General features: G+C 62.8%; 8 protein-coding genes. All 8 read left to right on the top strand.

From position 1 onward, the window contains the following. The first annotated feature begins 2 nt into the window (after nt 1-2). On the top strand, nt 3-275 hold the full coding sequence (locus FA90_RS27680; protein WP_081933766.1) for an ESPR domain-containing protein: 273 nt from the start codon (nt 3-5) through the stop codon (nt 273-275). Next, nucleotides 230-11,833 carry a filamentous hemagglutinin N-terminal domain-containing protein gene (locus FA90_RS09740; protein WP_036168370.1) on the top strand — a complete coding sequence of 3,868 codons (11,604 nt, stop codon included), beginning with the start codon at nt 230-232 and terminating at the stop codon, nt 11,831-11,833. Before FA90_RS27680 ends, FA90_RS09740 begins: the two co-directional genes overlap by 46 nt. 6 nt (nt 11,834-11,839) lie before the next feature. Further along, entirely contained in the window at nt 11,840-13,831 is a 1,992-nt protein-coding gene (locus tag FA90_RS09735) for a hemagglutinin repeat-containing protein (protein ID WP_373994634.1), read from the top strand. A 72-nt stretch (nt 13,832-13,903) separates the two neighbouring features. Continuing rightward, nucleotides 13,904-14,806: a putative adhesin gene (locus FA90_RS26325; protein WP_239700639.1), complete on the top strand. Its 903-nt coding sequence runs from the start codon at nt 13,904-13,906 to the stop codon at nt 14,804-14,806. A 5-nt stretch (nt 14,807-14,811) separates the two neighbouring features. Next, nucleotides 14,812-15,285 carry a hypothetical protein gene (locus FA90_RS26320; RefSeq protein WP_156116651.1) on the top strand — a complete coding sequence of 158 codons (474 nt, stop codon included), beginning with the start codon at nt 14,812-14,814 and terminating at the stop codon, nt 15,283-15,285. A 176-nt stretch (nt 15,286-15,461) separates the two neighbouring features. Then, a complete protein-coding gene (locus FA90_RS26315) occupies nt 15,462-15,821 on the top strand; it encodes a hypothetical protein (protein WP_156116650.1) in 360 nt (119 codons plus the stop codon). 199 nt (nt 15,822-16,020) lie between these two features. Then, complete coding sequence (locus tag FA90_RS26310; RefSeq protein WP_156116649.1) at nt 16,021-16,542, top strand: hypothetical protein; 522 nt, start codon at nt 16,021-16,023, stop codon at nt 16,540-16,542. 926 nt (nt 16,543-17,468) lie between these two features. Further along, the gene (locus FA90_RS09730) at nt 17,469-18,245 is read left to right on the top strand and encodes a DUF1080 domain-containing protein (protein WP_036168366.1); all 777 of its coding nucleotides are present in this window, start codon (nt 17,469-17,471) and stop codon (nt 18,243-18,245) included. Nucleotides 18,246-18,461: the final 216 nt, after the last annotated feature.

The raw sequence follows: 18,461 nt of genomic DNA, 5'->3' as shown, positions 1-18,461 counted from the left end.
CCATGAACAAACTCCGCTACCGCATCGTTTTCAACAAGGCCCGCGGCATGTGCATGGCCGTGGCGGAGACCGCCCGCAGCCAGGGTAAAGGCGCGGCGCAAGGCGCCTGTGGTCCCGCCGATGGCATGGCGCCGGCTACGCTGCGCTTGCCTGCGTTGCGCCGCCTGGTCGTGTTGCTCGGGGTTGGACTGGGTAGTTTAAGTCTGGGCAGCGTCGCGCCGCCCAGGTCTTGGCCGACCGCACCGCACCCGGCCAGCAGCGGCCGACCGTCTTGAGCACCGCCAACGGCGTGATCCAGGTGAACATCCAGACGCCGAGCGCCGCCGGGGTGTCGCACAACACCTACTCGCAGTTTGACGTGCCGCAAGGCGGCGTCGTCCTGAACAATTCGCGCACCAACACGCAGAGTCAGCTGGGGGGATGGGTCGAAGCCAATCCCTGGATGACGCAGGGCACTGCGAAGGTCATCCTGAATGAAGTCAACTCCAGCAATCCAAGCCGCCTGCAAGGCTATATCGAAGTGGCCGGCGACCGCGCCGAGACCGTCATCGCCAACCCGGCCGGCATCGTCGTCAGCGGGGGCGGTTTCATCAACGTCAGCCGCGCGACGCTGAGCACCGGCACGCCGCGTCTGGAGGACGGCAAGCTGACGGGGTATGCGGTCCAGCGCGGGCAGATCGTGATCGACGGCGCCGGCCTGGACGCCAGCAAGACCGACTACACCGCGCTGATCGCACGCGCGGTCCAGGTCAACGCAGGTATCTGGGCGCAGCGCCTGGACGTGGTCGCGGGGGTCAATGACGTCACCGTAAGCGCCGACAGCCCGGCCGTGCAGGCGCGCCAGGCGTCGGACGCCGCACCACTGTATGCGATCGACGTCGCGAAACTGGGCGGGATGTACGCCAACCAGATTTATCTGGTGGGCACGGAAGCGGGCGTCGGCGTGCGCAACGCCGGCAACATCGGCGCTGCCGCCGGCGACCTGGTCGTCACGGCCAGCGGCCGGCTAGAGAATAGCGGCACGCTGTCGGCCTCGCAAAGCCTGAAGGCGCAAGCCGCAGCGCTCGACAACAGCGGCGCCATTCAGTCCACGGGTACGCTGGCGCTGCAGGCCGACAGCCTGCGCAACGCCGGATCGATCCAGAGCGCGGCTCAAACGCTGCTGACGGTGCAGGGCGACATCGACAACAGCGGCGGCGCGATCGAGGCGCCGCGACTCGAGCTGACCAGCGCAAGCCTGCACAATGCCGGCGGTAAGATTACGCAGACCGGGACCTCGGCCTTGAACATCGAGGCCGACAAGGTCGTGAATGCCGGCGGCACATTGGGCCGGCAGGCGGCGCAGGGCACTGGCGATGCCGGTGCCGGTGCCGGCGCCGCGACCACCCAGCCGAGCGATACTGCAGGCACAGGCGCAAGCACAGCCACAGGCACAGGCACGGGCGCCCGGTCCACAGGCGCCGCCGCCGGCGCCGTAGCGGCGGATGGCGCTGCCGCCGGCAGCAGCGGTAACGGTACCGCCGTATCCCAGTCGGTACTGGCCGACGGCGTGCTCAAGACCGGATTGGCCGACAACACTAACGGTGTCATCACGGCCAACGGCGACATCACCTTGCACACCGGCGCCTTCGATAATCGCGCCGGTCATGCCACGCTGAACAGCCTATCCGTCACCGGCCCCACCTTCGACAACAGCGCCGGCACGCTCGATATCCAGCGCGGCTTGACGGTGCGGTCCGACAGTTTCGTCAACGACCAGGGCAAGCTGCTGGTCGGCGCCGGCTTCGATGCCAACGTCGGACAGTTCAGCAATCGCCAGGGCCTGCTGCAAGCGGGTCAGCTCACGGCCGAGGTGACGGGCGCCATGGACAACAGCGGCGGCACGCTGCGCCAACTCGGCGACGCGGATGCGGTGCTGAAGGTCGGGGGCGAGCTCGGCATGGATCAGGGCACGCTCGACGTAGCGGCCGGTTTGCATTTGACCGCCGGTTCGATCGGCGGCAGCGGCAGCAGCGTCAATGTAGGCGGCAACCTGGCGGTCGACAGCGGCACGACCAGCACGGTGCTGGGCAAATGGGTGGCGGGGGGCGCGGCCACCTTCCATACCGGCGCCTTCGACAACGGTGGCGGCACGATCTCCTCGGCGGGGCCGCTCGTGGTGAGCGCGGGGGCGCTGGCGAACGCCGGCGGCACGCTCACTGCGGGCACGGACGCCACGATCACGGCCGCCGGCGCCGTCGACAACACCGGCGGGACCATCCAGGTGTCCGGCGACCTGCAACTGACGGCGACCGGCGCCATCGGCAACCACGCCGGCGCCATCGAAACCCTGTCCAGCCACAGTCGCCTGAACGTCGGCGGGAGCGCCATCGACAGCGATGGCCGCATCGTCAATGCGGGCGACGGCAACACCATCATCAGCGCAGTCACCGTGACCAACGGTGGCCAACTCGGCGGCAATGGCGACATGACGATTGGCGCGGCCACGCTGGCCAATGGCGCGGGCGCGCGCATCAGCGCGGTGGGCGCGATCGACTTGCAGGTCAACGGCGCGCTGTCGAATGCCGGCGACATCGGTGCGGGCGGCACCTTGCGCATGGCGCAGCCGGGCGCGCGGCTGGACAACCACGGGACCATGCGCGCGCAAGGCGCGATCGAGATCGATGCCGCGGCGCTCGACAACGGCCAGGGCACGATCGCCACCGCCGCAGGCAGCAACGGCACGATCGCGTTGAATGCCGCCGACCTGTCGAACCGCGGCGGCACGATCCAGGCCGACGCCGGCGCCAACATCGGCGTGCGCGGCGCCCTCGACAATGCGACCGGCCGCATCGCAGCCGGCGGTGATCTGATGCTCACGGCGGGCAGACGCATCGACAACGGCAACGGCACGATCGAAGCGGCCGGGCGTCTCGGCCTGCACGGCGGCGAGATCGGCAACGGCGGCGGCACCATCAGCGCCGCCGGCAACGCCGTGTCGTCGATCGACGCCGACCGGACCATCGACAACGGGGGCATGATCGGCGCGAACGGTGCGTTGACGCTCAAGGCCAACACCCTGATCAACGGCGCCGGCACGGTCAGCGCCACCGGCAACCTCGACCTGGCGCTGCGCGACCTGCTGAGCAACCAGGGCGGCACCATCAGCAGCGGCGGCACGCTGAGCGCCGACCAGGGCAGCGCTTCGCTCGTCAACGCCGGCGCGATCACCGCAGCCGGCGAGACCCGGTTGAACTTCGACCGGATCGACAACAGCGGCGGCGCGATCGGCACGCTGCCGGGCGCTGGCCTGACGGTCACGGCGAACACGCTGGCCAACCGGGGCGGCCAGATGACCGCCGGGGCGAACCTGAGCCTGAGCGTGACGGGCGATGCAGACAACGCCGGCGGCGTGCTGCAGGCTGCGGGTTCGCTCGACGCGCATTCGGGCGGCGCATTCGGGAACCAGGGTGGCGTGATCGAAGCGCTCGGCGCGCACGCTGCGCTGGCGCTCGACGCGGCGGCGCTCGACAGCACGGGTGGCCGCATCGTGAACGCCGGCGACGGCAACACCTCGGTCAACGTGCGCGGTCATATCGAGACCACGGGGCAGATCGCCGGCAATGGCCGGCTCGACCTGGCTGCGGACACGATGCACAACGCCGGCACGGTCAGTGCGATGGGCGGGATCGAACTCGCTGTCGGCAAGGCCTTGGACAACGCCGGCACGATCAGCGCCGGCGCCGCGCTGCACGTCGACCAGCTCGGCGCCAGCGTGCGCAACAGCGGCACCATCGAGGCCGGCGACACGCTCGCGCTGACCCTCGCATCGCTCGACAATAGCGGCAAGCTAGCGACCGCCCAGGGCTCGGACGCGGATGTCCTGTTGCGCGCGCAGAGCATCGGCAACCATGGCGGTTCCATCATGGCCGACCGCAACCTCGACCTTGCGGCCCAGGATGGCATCGATAACGCGAGCGGCCTGCTGCAGGCCAGGGCGCAACTGCGGCTCGACGCCGGCGGCCAGCTCGACACGGGCGCCGGCGACATCGAGACCTTGTCCGCCGACAGCACGCTGCAACTGCATGCAGGCTCGATAGTCAGCGCAGGCGGTCATATCGTCAACGTCGGCACGGGCGACACCTCCGTGCGCGCCGACACGGGCTTGACCAACAGCGGCCAGATCGCCGCCAACGGGGCCTTGAGCGTGGAAGCGCAAGCTGTTACGAACGCCGCCGGCGCCAGCATCGCATCTGGCGGCGCGCTGGCCTTGCGCGCGCACGCGAGCCTGGACAACGCCGGCAGTATCGCCAGCCGCGCCACGTTGAATATGGACGAGGCCGGCGCCGCGCTCACGAACCACGGCAGCATCGTCGCCAACGGCGAGGTCGCCATCCGCGCGGGTGCGATCGACAATACCGGCGGGACGCTGGCCACCACCAGCGGTTCCGGCGCCAGCCTCGTTGTGCAAGGCGCCAGCCTGAGCAACCACGGTGGCCAGATCGTGGCCGAGCGCGTACTTGCCCTCGGCATCGACGGCGCCATCGACAACAGCGGCGGCACGCTGCACGGGATGGACGCGGTGCAGCTGAGCAGCGGCGCCACGCTCACCAACGACGGCGGCACCATCGAGGCGGTCGGCGCCGGCGCCACGCTGGCGTTGCAGGCCAATGCCATCCACAACGGCGATGGCCATATCACCAACGTCGGCAACGGGACCACGACGCTGGTCGCCACCACTGGGCTGGAGAGCCGGGGCCTGGTGGGCGGCAACGGTCGTCTGGACCTGCGCGCCGCCACGCTCGACAACGAGTCGGGTGCGACCCTCGCATCGGGCGCGGCCATGACCCTGGACATCGGCACGCGCATGAACAATGCCGGCACCGTCAACAGCCGGGCGGCGCTGGACGTCGCGGCTGCCGGCGCGGCGGTCGGCAACGCCGGGACGGTGGTGGCGCAAGGTGCGCTGACGCTGCAGGCAGGCGCCTTTAACAACGATGGCGGTCAACTGGCGACGGCGAAAGGCTCCGGATCGGATCTGCGCGTCGATGCAGCATCGATCAGCAATCGTGGCGGTACCCTCCAGGCCGATCGCGATGCCCAGCTGACCAGTGCCGCCGGCGTCGATAATGCCGGCGGCACGCTGCAGGCAGGCGGTTCGCTGCACCTCGACGCGACAGGGCAGGTTGGCAACAACGGCGGCGCGATCGAAGCGCTGGATACAAATGCCACGCTCACGCTGCATGCCGGCACGGTCGACAACGGCAGCGGACGCATCGTCAACGTAGGCACCGGCGCGACCAGCATCACGACCGACGGCACCCTGTCGAGCGCCGGCACGGTTGCGGGTAATGGCGCTCTGGAGCTGCGCGTAGCCGGCCTGGATAACCAACTGGGCGGCAAAATCACGGCCGGCGCCGCGCTCGCCGTGACAGCCGCAGGCGGCGTCGCCAACGCCGGCTCGATCGCCAGCCACGATGCGCTTGCGCTCGACGCGGCCAAGTCCGTGCGCAACAGCGGCCAGATCGCCGGCGCCAGCGTGACCATCGACACGGCGGCATTCGACAACGGTGGCGGTCAGCTCGCCAGCGCGCAAGGCAGCGCAGGCGCGATCGCCCTGCATGCCGGCAGCGTGGCCAACGTCGGCGGCACCATCGTCGCCGACGGCAGCGCCAGCGTGACCGCAGACAGCGCCTTCGACAATCGCGGCGGCACCCTGCATGCCAACGGTGCGCTGGCCGTGAATGCCGGCGGCGCGATCGGCAACCAGGGCGGCGTGATCGAAGTCATCGGTAACGGCGCGACGCTCGACGTGCACGCGGCGTCGATCGATAACAGCAGCGGGCATCTGAACAACGTCGGCAGCGGCGTCACCCACATCGTCGCTACCGGCGACATCTTCAACAGCGGCACGCTGACGGGCAATGGCGCGCTTGACGTGAGTGCAGCGACGCTGCGCAACGCGGCCGGCGGGACGCTCTCGGCCGGCGCAGCGCTCGACCTGCATGCTGGCCAGGCATTCGAAAATGGCGGCACGGCCAGCGCAGCCGGTGCCCTGACGTTGGACCAGGTGGGCGCACGGATTGCTAACGGCGGCGACATCGCGGCCGGTGGTGCCATCGTGTTGCGCGGTGCATCGATCGACAATGACGGCGGCCACATCGCCACCCAGGCCGGAGCCGACCTGGTGCTGGACAGCGCGTCGACCTTGAGCAACCGCAGCAGCGGCAGTATCGCCGCAGCTGGAAACGCGACACTGCACGCGGCCGGCGGCTACGACAACAGCCAGGGCACGGTCCAGGCCCAGGGCCGGTTGCAGGTGAGCGCCGGCGGCGCGCTGGTCAACAATGGCGGCACGCTGGAGGCGGTCGGGGCGGGCAGCACGCTCGATGTGCAAGCCGCCTCGATCGACAACACGGCCGGCCGCATCGTCAACGCGGGCAACGGCCTGACCAGCGTCGGCAGCGCGTCCAGCATCGTCAACAGCGGCACGCTGGCGGGGAACGGCGCCCTCGACATCAACAGCCTGAGCCTTGTCAACCAGACCGGCGGCACGATTGGCGCGATGGGCGCACTCGACCTGGCGGTGCGCCAGCAACTGAACAACGCAGGCGGCACGATCAGCGCCGGCGGCACCCTGCATTTCGACCAGGCCGCCGCCAGCTTCGCCAACAGCGGCCACATCGGCGCCGGTGCCGCGGTCGATATCCACGCTGCGTCGATCACCAACGACGGCGGCCAGCTATACACGGTCATTGGCTCGGGCGGCTCGATCGCGCTGCAAGCCGGCACCATGAGCAACGTCGGCGGTACCGTTGCGGCCGATGGCTTGCTGCAGGACTCGGTAAGCGGCATGCTGGTCAACGAAGGCACCCTGCACGGCGGTCAAGGCACCAGCGTCCACGTTGGTGGCGCACTCGCCAACGGCAGCGGTACGATCGAGACGGCCGCCGGCGCATTGGACGTCAGTGCGCAATCGATTGCCAGCAGCGGACGCATCGTCAACGCCGGTGGCGGCGCCACGACCTTGAGCAGCCAGGGCAGCATCGTCAACAGCGGGTCGATTGCCGGTAACGGTGCGCTCGACGTGCATGCGGCCACGCTGCAAAACCAGAGTGGCGGACAAGTGGCTTCCGGCGGTGCGATGCTGCTGGACGTGCACCAGCAACTGGGCAATGCCGGCACCATCACGAGCGGTGGCACGCTTCGCTTCGAGCAGGCCGGGGCATCGTTCAGCAACAGCGGCACGATCAATGCCGCCGGCGACGCGATCTTCAATGCAGCGTCGTTCAACAATGATGGCGGCCACATCGCCACCGTCGCCGGCTCGGGCGCGGCGATCCGCGTGACCGCACCGGCGTTGAGCAACCACAACGGCACGATCGTGGCCGATGGCGACGCCACGCTGTCCTTCGCAGTCAGCGCCGACAACACCCAGGGTACGCTGCACGCCGGGCGCAACCTGACCTTGAGTTCGTCGGGCGCCGTCAGCAACGGCGGCGGCGTGATCGAAGCCGTCGGCGGCGCAAGCGCCCTGAGCGTCGACGGGGCCAGCATCGACAACGGCAATGGCCGTATCGCGAACCTGGGTCGCGGCGATACACGCTTGAGCAGCCAGGCCGGCATCTTCAACGGCGGTACCATCGAGGCGGCGGGCAATCTCGTGCTCGCCGGGCAGACCTTGCAGAACAACGCGGGCGCGACCATCGCGTCGGACGGCGACATGACGCTGGCCGTGACCCAGCAAATGGCCAACCAGGGCAAGATCGACAGCGGCGGCGCACTCACCTTCAACCAGGCTGGTGCGACCTTCAGCAACAGCGGCAAGATCCTGGCCGGCGGGAACGTCGCCATCAACGCCAGGGTGGTCAACAACGACGGCGGCCAGCTCGGCACCGGCGGCAATTCCAGCGCCGACCTGGCGCTGAGCAGCGACCAGCTGAGCAACCAGGGCGGACGCATCGCCACCGGCCGCGACCTGGCGATGACGACCCGTTCGCTGACGGCGATGGGCGAACTGTTCGGCGGGCGCGACCTCTCGCTGAGCATGGACGGCGACTTCGTCCAGGGCAGCGGCGGCCAGCTGCTGCACGCGAACCGGGACCTGAGCCTGAGCGTCACCGGCAGCATCACCAACACCGCGACCTTTGGCGCGACAGGCACGCTGACCCTGTCGGGCCAGCAGATCAGCAACCAGGCCGGCGCCACGCTCGAAGGTAACGCCGTGGTGCTGAACGCCGGCGGCAACCTGGCCAATGCCGGCGAGATCGATGCCAACGGCGCCCTGAACATCAACGCCGTCAGCGTCGGCAACAGCGGCGGGATCGTCGGCGGCAACGTCAACGTCGCGACCGGCAACCTCGACAACAGCGGCGCGGCGGCGCTGGTGGGCGCCACCGGCAGCCTGACGCTCGGCGTCGACGGCACCCTGAATAACACCGGCGGCGCGACCTTGTACAGCAGCGGCGACATGACGATCGGCGGGCGCAACGGCGGCGCAACCGACACCGTCAACAACCGGTCCTCGACCATCGAAGCCGGCGCCAACCTGACGCTGAACGCGACGACGCTGAACAACATCCGCGAGAACGTACAGATCGTGCAGGTCAAGACGGTCGACGAGACCGTGCACATGACCTTGCCGAGCTGGTATCACCACGGCGACAACCATAACTCCTACGAGACCAGTGCGGCCAACTATTCTCCGCACGAGGTGTACTTCGTGAAGCCGTCCGACATCCTGGAGGACCAGGTTTATGTCACGCCGGACGGGTACACTATCCACCGCGCAGTCATCCAGACCCATGGGAACGACTCGGCCTTTTTTGTGGCTGCGACCGGCTTGTATGGGGCTTACGGTGCGCAGCAGCGTCTGACGTTATCCGAAGGCACGCGCGTCATCTATTACACAAGCGGCGGTACTGCGGCCAACCCAGACCAGGGTGGCTCGAACAGTATCAGTGCAATGGAACCTCAGGTCACGCACTGGACCTCGACCATCAGTTTTTCAAACCAGTACGGCAACTGCGGCAGTGACTGTATTCGGCTGGTTACGCAGCCTGGCTATGACGACCCGAGTACCACGATCATCCGTGACACAGTCCGAGCACTCGCACCAGTCAAGGAAAAACTGGAGGTCTCGCGCGACGCCCACCACACCGCCGTCGAAGACCAGCTGGCAGCGGGAGCGGGCGCGGTCGCACAGATCCTGGCCGGTGGCAACATGAACCTGACCGTCGGCAGTGCCCTCAACAACCAATACGCCGACATCAAGGCGCAGGGCGTCCTGAACATCGGCGGAAGTGCTCCCATCAACAACGTCGGCGCGACGCTGTACCGCACGCACAACTTCGATGGCACCTGGACCACGGACGACCGAAGCAATGTCGTCGCTTACACGCAGCCCTCGATCTCCGAAGTGATCGGTTCGCTCGTCGGCGTGATCCATGGCGGGCAGGGCGTGAGCATCACGGGGCGCAGCTTCAGCAACGTCGACGTCACCGCCGGCACGGTCGGGAATATCCGCGATGCGGTCAACGTCATCGGCAGTGGTGTCGGCGGGGCCGCGAGCGCGGGCGCGCATGCGACGGCAAACGCCAGCGGCGGCGGGGCCATGAACACGGCGGCCACCGCTGGCGCATCCGGCAATCACGCAGGCCTGGCCGGCATGGCGAACGCAATCGGCGGGAGCAGCGGGCCGCTCGCCAACTTGTTCGCCAGCGCCAGCGGCGCCGTCAATGGCCAGCACGCCGGCGCCGCGGTGAGCGGCAGCGGCTACAGCAACGGGAGCGTGGCGGGCGACGCGGGTACAGCCAGTGGCGCGGCCAATGGCCTGGCGACGCTGGGCATGACAGACGCCGGCGCCGCCTCCGGTCCCGGTCATTTGGCCAGAGCGGTAGCCGCAACGGGCAACCAGACGCATATGGACGGCCTGCAAAGTGCCAGTGGCGCCGCCGCCGGACAGCAGGCGGCGGCGGTGCAGGGCACGGCCGTGGGAGGCGTGGTCAAGGTCGCGCCCAGCGGCCTGTTCCTGCGTAACCCGGACCCGAATGGCAGCTACGTGTTCGAGACCCGTCCGCAGTTCGCCAACCAGCAGCAGTGGACCAGCAGCGACTACCTGCTGAACCAGCTGGCGCTCGACCCGGCGGTCACGCAAAAGCGCCTGGGCGACGGCTTCTACGAACAGCGCATGGTGCGCGAGCAGCTGTCCGAGCTGACCGGCCACACACTGGACGCCGGCGCAAGCGACGACAGCGCGTACAAGCAGTTGCTGACGAACGCCGTCAGCGCCGCCAAGGCATTCGACCTGCGTCCGGGTGTGGCGCTCAGCCCGGAACAGGTCAGCCAGCTGACCAGCGACATCGTCTGGATGGTGAGCGAAAACGTCATGCTCCCCGACGGCAGCACCGACACCGTGCTGGTGCCGCAGGTCTACCTGGCGCACGTCGGTCCCAATGCCGTCAAGGCGAGTGGGGCGCTGGTGACTGGTGACGGTGTCAGCATCGACGTCACCGACAGCATTACCAACAAGGGCGGACTGATCGATGGCGGGAATGGCCGCACGCTGCTGGTCGCGGGCCAGGACATCGTCAACCAGGGGGGCACGATCAAGGGCGGCGCCGTCTCCCTGACCGCCGCCAACGACATCAAGAACGAATCGCTGACGGTCAAGCAGACCTACGACTTCGGCCAGAACAGCGGCAGCAACACGTCGCTGTCGAACGTGGCGACCATCGCCGCCACCGGCACGCTGGACATGATGGCCGGCCGCGACCTGAGCGACCTGGCCGGCAAGATCAGCGCCGGCAGCGCTACCCTGGGCGCCAGCCGCGACATCAGTTTCAATACCCTGCAGACCGGCAGCACTTACCAGTCGCAGATCAGCGGCTACACCGAAAACGACAGCACGGTCACGCACCAGCTCAGCCAGATCAGCACGGACGGCGACCTGAAGATCGCGGCCACCGGCAATTTGAACCTGACCGGCACCCAGGTCGCGATCGGCACCGACGGCGCGGGCACGGGCAAGCTGCTGGCCGGCGGCGCGATCAACATCGCGGCCGTGACCGACGAGGTCAAGTCCTCGGTGATGAACGACCCGTCCAGCAAGCAGTATGACAAGCAGGTGCATGACAACCAGACGGTGGTGGGGGCAGGGGTGGCTGCAGCAGGCGACCTGACCGTTGCGGCTGGCCTTCTTTCCAAGGCCGACCTGAACGTGACCGGTAGTGAGCTGGCAGGCGCTGGCAACGTCAAGCTCTCGGCGACCAATGACGTGAACATCGCCAACGCGACCGAAACTCATTTGTCGGACACGGCGATTCATCGTGAGTCGAGTAGCCTCTTCAAGAGCAGTAGTTCGAGCGGCACGGATTACAGCGCCAGTACGCAGGTGGTCGGCAGCAGCGTGAGCGGCGACAAGGTAACGGTCAAGGCGGACAACGATATTGCCCTCGCCGCCAGTTCGCTGACCGCTACGGATGCGCTGACCTTGAATGCCGGCCGCGATCTGAGTATCAAGAGCGTCGCGTCCACCGATGTCGAGAACCACACAAGCGAAGAGAAGAAAAGCGGCTTCGCGTTTGGTGCCGGCGTCATCGGTTACAGCAAGGCGGAACAGAGTCAGCTCAGCAACGGTACGACGGTCACCCAGGTTGCCAGCACGGTCAGTGCGGGTTCGGTCACTGCGACGAGTGGCCGGGACACGCTGGTGCAGGGCAGCACGCTGGTCGCGGACAGGGACATCTCGATCGACGCGGGTCGCGACCTGTCGATCGTGAGCGCCGAAAACAGCAGCAAGGACACGTCGGCGTCCAGCAGCAAGCAGTCCGGGATGATGGGCAGTTTCTTCTAGCCTGCGATTGGTACCACGAAGACAACGCAGGATGGTACGCAGGACGGGGTAACCCAGGTCGGCAGCCAGATGGCGAGTCTCGGCGGGAACGCGACGCTGACAGCAGGGAACAAATACACGCAGACCGCAAGCGACGTGTTGGCGCAAGCCGGAGACATCGGTATCGTTGCGAAGGATGTGCTGATCAATACCTCCGACAACACGACTCACGGCACCGAGCACGCCAGTTACAGCAAGACCGCCATCGGCGCCACCGTCGACGTTCCAGTCGTCGACGCACTCAAGAGCGTCTCCGGCATGGTTCAGGCAGCGAAGAACACCAGCGATACCCGTATGAAGGCGCTGGCGGCACTAAATGCGGCCGGGACAATCAAGGATGCGCCGACGTCGATCGACGCGATCGAGCAGACCGGCGTACGCGTAAGCCTGAGTCTCGGCAGTTCGAAAAGCGAAAGCGATACGGTGACGAGCAGCACGACAGCGGTCGGGGCGCAGGTCAAGGCGGGTGGCAATGTCAGCATCGTCGCAACAGGCGCTGGCCAGCAAAGCAACCTGACCGCCATCGGCAGCGACATCAGTGCCGGCAACAACGTCAGCCTGAGCGCGGACAACGCGGTCAATCTGCTCGCTGCGCAAAACACGGATAGCCAGCACAGCACGAACAAGTCGAGCGGCAATAGCATCGGTGTCGGTTTTGGTGTCGGCGGCACGTCGAACGGTTTTACGATCGATCTCGCGGTCAGCAGAGGTCGGGGTAATGCGGATGGCGATGACGTAAGCTATACGAACACCCACGTCAGTGCCGGCAACAAAGTTAGCCTCCTGAGCGGCAGCGATACGACCCTGAGAGGCGGGGTGATTTCGGGTAACAACGTCACTGCCGATATCGGCGGCAACCTGAACATTGAAAGCCTGCAGGATCGCAGTACCTACGAGAGCAAACAGACTAGCGCCGGTTTGAATGCGAGCTTGTGTATCCCACCAATGTGCTTTGGCGTCAGCACTGTCGGAGGCAGTTTCAGCAAGTCGAATGTGAACGGCAATTACCTGTCTGTGCTAGAGCAGAGTGGTATCAAGACTGGCGATGGGGGCTTCCAGGTTGCCGTTGCTGGCAACACCGATTTGATAGGTGGTGTACTGAGCAGTACTCAGGCAGCGATCGATCAGAACAAGAATTTGCTGAATACCGGCAGCCTGACTTCGTCGGATCTGCAAAACAAGGATGAACACAGCGCCAGTGGCCTCTCGCTTTCCGGCTCCGTTAGCGCAACGCTCGGCGGCCAGACGACTTTGCCGGACAAGCTGACGGAAGCACAACGGGACGCTGCGCGGGCTGACGGTAAGCCTGGTGCAAGTGGCGGTTTTGGATCAGTCAGCGGTAGTCAAGGCAGCGTTACCGCGAGCGGTATCAGCGGCGGGGCCGTCGTGATTAACGACCAGGCAAAGCAGCTGGCAACGGGCAAGGATGCAGATGCCGTGCTGGCCAGTGTCGACCGCAGCGTGACCACAGATTCTTCCAAAAATGCCGCAAGTGCGCTGACGAAAGATTGGGACGCGCAGCAGCTTCAGAAAGACGTCGATGCACAAGTGGCCATCACGCAAGCATTCAGCGTGCAGGCGCCAAAGGCGATTGCCAAGTTCGCAGATGACAAGATCAAGGAGCTGACTGAACAGCACGCAAGCCCAGAAGAAATCGCCAAGTGGGAGGAAGGTGGAGAGTATCGGGTAGCGCTGCATACGGTTAGTGGGGGACTACTTGGCGGCTTGGGCGGTGCATTAGGTTCCGGCGTAGTTGCTGGTTCAGCGAAACAGTTGGACCTCTTGCAGACGAATGCGGAAGCTAGTCTGGTAGAGCAAGGTTTGAGCCCTCAAGCGGCAAAAGCGGCAGCTCAGGCGTTCGGGGAGATAACGTCTCTCGGAATAGGGAGTGTCGTAGGTGGGGGGGCTGGCTCTGCTGCAGCAATTGCAACCGATGCCAACAATCGGCAGTTTCACTAGAAAAACTACCTCAATGAGACGGCGAGTTGCAAAAAGGATCCGCAGGGGGCGGGCTGTGCCACGATCAACAAGATGGGAGGCGTCACTTCGCGGGTGATCGACTTCATGGCAACCGCGACCTCTAATGTGGCGGTCAATACCGACGCCAACGGGCAGGTGGTTAGCTACACAATCCTCGACAAGGCCACCAATCAACCGGCCTTGATCATGGAACCGGCCGAATTTGAAGTGTTCCGCAACGCTCCGGCAGGTGTGCAAGCGCTGATGAAGTCGCAGTCGCCTCAGTATTCGTTGGACATGGGTTCTGTCGTAATCTACGGCATTGCAGGAAATACGGACAAGGCGACCGAGGCTGCGCGAGCTGTGGTAACGTCTCCCGAGTATTGGCGAGACACGGCGCTTAGCTTGGCTGGTGCCGTGGCAGTAGAAGCTACGGCCGCCAAGGCGGGGGCAAATAGCTCAGTAGTTGAACGTGGCCTTGGAAGCACGAGTGGACATGAATTTGCCGCGACAGTAACCGAGGGCGGGAGCGGACAAGCACTGGCTGGCCACGGTGCCATGGACGGCACTAGTGTAGCACTCGGCACTAGCCAATATGTGTCACCATCGGGAACTTGGGTTGTTACCCCTCGACCAGGCATAACGATTGCCGATTCGACAGGCCGCATTCTGGAAAACGTCACGTCGGTAGAACATCTGGAAAATATCTTAAGCAGTGGGATTGGGCCAAATGGTCAAATTCTCGCGCCGCGAAACTTTATAGACCTCGCGGGCTATAATGTGGTTGCTCCAGGGGAGACTGGCTATAACTACACGCTGCTTAATCCTAGCTTCCAGAACAAGCCGCTGAATATTTTTAGCAAATCAACGACAACGAATATGCCAACGCAGCTTTCCAACTTTTTGGAGCCGAACATGGGCTGCGTCTTCTGGGCAGCTTGTACCCAAGCTTTGCCATTCATTCCTACGAGGTAATGCCGATGTCTGAATTAATCCAGTTTGATGATTTAACAAACTACTCCCATCAAATTGCTCCGTTTACGTTGGCTGGGGTAAAGAATGTGGGTTGGCTAGACATCGAGTCAGCATTCCCGAGAGGCGGTGTGCCCCCGGCGACGCTTCAGAAGTTGAGGAGCATTGTTGGGGGGCTCGACGGATTTCAGCCACTTGTAGAGCCCATTAGAGAATCGCCGACCTGCCAAATATGTGGGGCGTTGAACCTGGCTGATGCTACAGGCAAGTTGCTGCCAAGCGCAGAACTTTGGATTCCCGCAGGTGAGACGATTTACGCTGCGCCAATTGCGATTCTGCACTATATCGAGGTTCACAATTACCGGCCACCGACAGAATACATCGAAGCTATAGATGCGCTGAAGATTGGAACCTCGTTTACTGCGGACGAAGTTTATAGGGCGAAATTGATGGAGAGCGGCTGGTTCAATAGAGTGCGATAGGTCATTCCGGTTAAGCCTTCGCGCTATCCCGTTCGAAAAAACGGAACGTAGCACGGTTTCAGAACGCGGTGTCCCGTCTGCAATCACATGCAAGAATTTCAGGATTATGTTAAAGGGAACAAACGTTGAATTTCTGTGCGAAGTGTGGTTGGGATGAGGAAGGTCGACGAGATTATTTGACGTTGCGCATTCGTTTTTATAACGACGTGTATGCGTACTCTCGTCAGATGGGAAAACTTTATCGGGAGAATAAAGCTGAAAAGCTTCCGCCCAAAAGCGAATATGCGGCTGCTTATGAGGAAGCAAATTTTACAGCAGAATATTTCGACATTGAACGACTTATGGTCGAAGTAATTTTCCTTACGTCAACGGCTGGAAGGGAAAGTAGTCAATCTTTTTCGTGGCATAAAAATCAGATAATAAATATCTTAAAAAAGAATGACCTTGATGCGCTACTATCAAACCTTCCAGATGATGAGCGAAGTGAGTTCTTGCGCGACTTTAGGGCGCTAAAAATAGATTGCTTCGAAAGATAAGCGAATGATTTGCATTGATCGTCGGTAAATTTGGTACAAGTATTTGTCGTTTTTGATGCAAGTAGAAAAATACAAAGTATTTTTCGTTTCGCTGGCGTTGTTGCCTGCGAATACTAATTATTAAGTCGGAATTCCGCGAGCTATTCATGGGTGTTATTGTGAGTTCAAAGAAAATAAAAACGTGTTTGGGATATTGATTTTGAAAAAATTTATCTTATGTGCTTTTATTGCTTCATTGCCGATTCTATCGAGTGCGCAGCAAGCATTAGAAGAAGTGGCGACTGTGGTATTCAGGTCCAAGGGCGACGCTATGAATGTCGTCTTTGAAACAAGCACAAGTGAACAGCCATGCAAAGGGTTTTCTAAAGTGGCCGGGGTCTACGACGCAAACTTGCTGCGTGAAAAGCTTTTGCCGTTCATCGCTAGACTACAAGAGAAAACACGTGCTCTAATGAGTATCTACCCCGAAGTAAATACAGCTGTCAAGTCGAATATCCCACTGCAAGTGTCAGGTAAGGCTGTATGGTCTGATAAATCTGGGAACGTAAGGACATGGGGCAAGTGTGGACCTTTCACGCAGCAATTTACTCCTAAGGTTGGACATCAATATTTAGTGCTGTTTGAATTCAAGGGTGCCGAGTGCATACAATCTATTTCCGACGTTAGCGATGCTGAAAAAACTTCAGTAGCGGACTTGAACCCTTTAGAATGTGCTAAGTGAGCAGTAGGGGGCATGCCGTTAAAATTACATAAGTCGCATGTAAGCGATTTGGTGATTCTGCTTTATTTGATTCGTGATCCAATCGAAAGGCTAATTTCGTATATTAATTATAGACTGAATTGCCTAGGATTCGATTATAAGTCGATCCATCTGCAAACTATTGCGCAGGCTTCACTAGAGTGGGCAACACACCTTAGTTGCTGCATGTGACCGATTGCGATTGACGCGGTTTGATACTTGTAGAATTCGCCGGAACTTACGGGTTCGCAAACGACCGTCAATCAGCGAAGTCATGTGGTGCAAAGTGTGGTTCTAAGCTAACTCATTGATTCGTAAAGATCAAAACGGCCTGCAAAGCCGTCTAGACGGGTTCGACTCCCGTCCTCGCCTCCATCCTATCTTCATTAAAGCGCTATCTCTTGAGCTAAGTCAGGCGGATACTCCTTTTACTTTGCGGATACCAGCAGTCCCATTGCGAAGCTTCGTAATGCTCTTATGCTGTTGGGATTGTGCTCTGCTACGCAAAGCCCGATTCATGATGTCTCAAGTTCCGGACGGTGAGTTGCTGCACTTGCTCATGGCTCGAAGGTGTCAACGACACTCATAGCGATTCAAATGGCTTCACTCTAGGAGGCTTTTTGCTTCCCGTGGCGTTCTGGAAGGGGAGTCACAAAGGCTCGATGTGCCTGCGCCGCAGAACAGCAGTGGGTACAGCAGGCTGGTGCAAGCTGACAGCTAAATCCAGAGGTTTCCTTGCAGAAACTCGGGGCGCCCGAAAAATATCTCATTCAGTACCATCGGTGTCCCGTGCAGCACCAGCGTGGCTAGTACCATGATGACATCCAGGCCAGATATGGAAATTGACTTTGCCTGCATCCGTGATTCAAATCATGTTGCGATCAATTTCAAAAAAAGGAGACTTGCGAATGATCTTCACCTATCGAGCTCGCACTGCCGGCCTGTTGGCCATGTTGCTGTGTTCCATCGGTGCTCAAGCACAAACCAAACCAGAGGAGACCGAGGTCTGGAGTCCGGAACCGGCGCGTGTAACCCCGGCCACGGCCACACACGCGCCATCGGATGCGGTAGTGCTGTTCGATGGCGCCAACCTGAACGAGTGGGTGTCGACCGCCGTGCCCGACAAACCCGCCCCCTGGACCGTCGCCAACGGCGTCTTCACCGTTCGCCCTGGCAGCGGCAGCATCCAGACCCGCCGCCAGTTCGGCGATTACCAGTTGCATCTGGAATGGCGCATCCCGGCCGACATCAAGGGCATGGGCCAGGACCGTGGCAACAGCGGTTTGTTTCTTGCCTCCACCGGAGCGGGCGACCGCGGCTACGAACTCCAGATCCTGGACTGCGTGAACAACAAGACTTACGTGAACGGACAGGCGGCCAGCATCTACAAGCAGTCGATCCCGCTGGTGAACGCGTGCGCCTGCGCCGGGGAATGGCAGACATATGACGTGATCTGGACGGCGCCGCGCTTTGCCGACGACGGTTCGCTGGCGTCGCCCGCGTACGTGACGGTGCTGCACAACGGCGTGCTGGTACAGAATCACGTGGCGCTGCGCGGGGAGACCGTGTACATCGGCAAGCCGACGTACACGAAGCACGGGCGTACGCCTGTCAAGCTGCAGGACCACGGGCATCTGGTCAGCTTCAGGAATGCGTGGGTGCGGGAGCTGGAAACGGCCAACTAGACACCGGGCGTGGTGCCCGTGTAGGAATGGACACCACGGTTCTGACGCTGTGGTGTCGTCAACCCGCCAGCTTCATGTTCACCGGATCCCATAACACGATCTTCTGCTCAAACAGGCTCTTGTTCGACGCCAGCCCTGCGGGGGCCGCGCGGAAACCGAAGGCCGCATCTTCCCTTACCTTGCCGCCGGTGCGGATCGCATTGTAGAAATTGGCGT

It is taken from the genome of Massilia sp. 9096 (assembly GCF_000745265.1).
In the GTDB taxonomy this organism is placed as follows: Bacteria; Pseudomonadota; Gammaproteobacteria; order Burkholderiales; family Burkholderiaceae_D; genus Telluria.
Note: the sequence above shows the minus strand (reverse complement) of the source record. Positions and strands in the feature narration are given on the sequence as shown.

Bases quoted from the DNA above. Each gene is read 5' to 3' on its own strand.
- FA90_RS27680 (WP_081933766.1), top strand. From the start codon at position 3: ATGAACAAACTCCGCTACCGCATCGTTTTCAACAAGGCCCGCGGCATG.
- FA90_RS26325 (WP_239700639.1), top strand. From the start codon at position 13,904: ATGGGAGGCGTCACTTCGCGGGTGATCGACTTCATGGCAACCGCGACC.
- FA90_RS26320 (WP_156116651.1), top strand. From the start codon at position 14,812: ATGTCTGAATTAATCCAGTTTGATGATTTAACAAACTACTCCCATCAA.
- FA90_RS09730 (WP_036168366.1), top strand. From the start codon at position 17,469: ATGATCTTCACCTATCGAGCTCGCACTGCCGGCCTGTTGGCCATGTTG.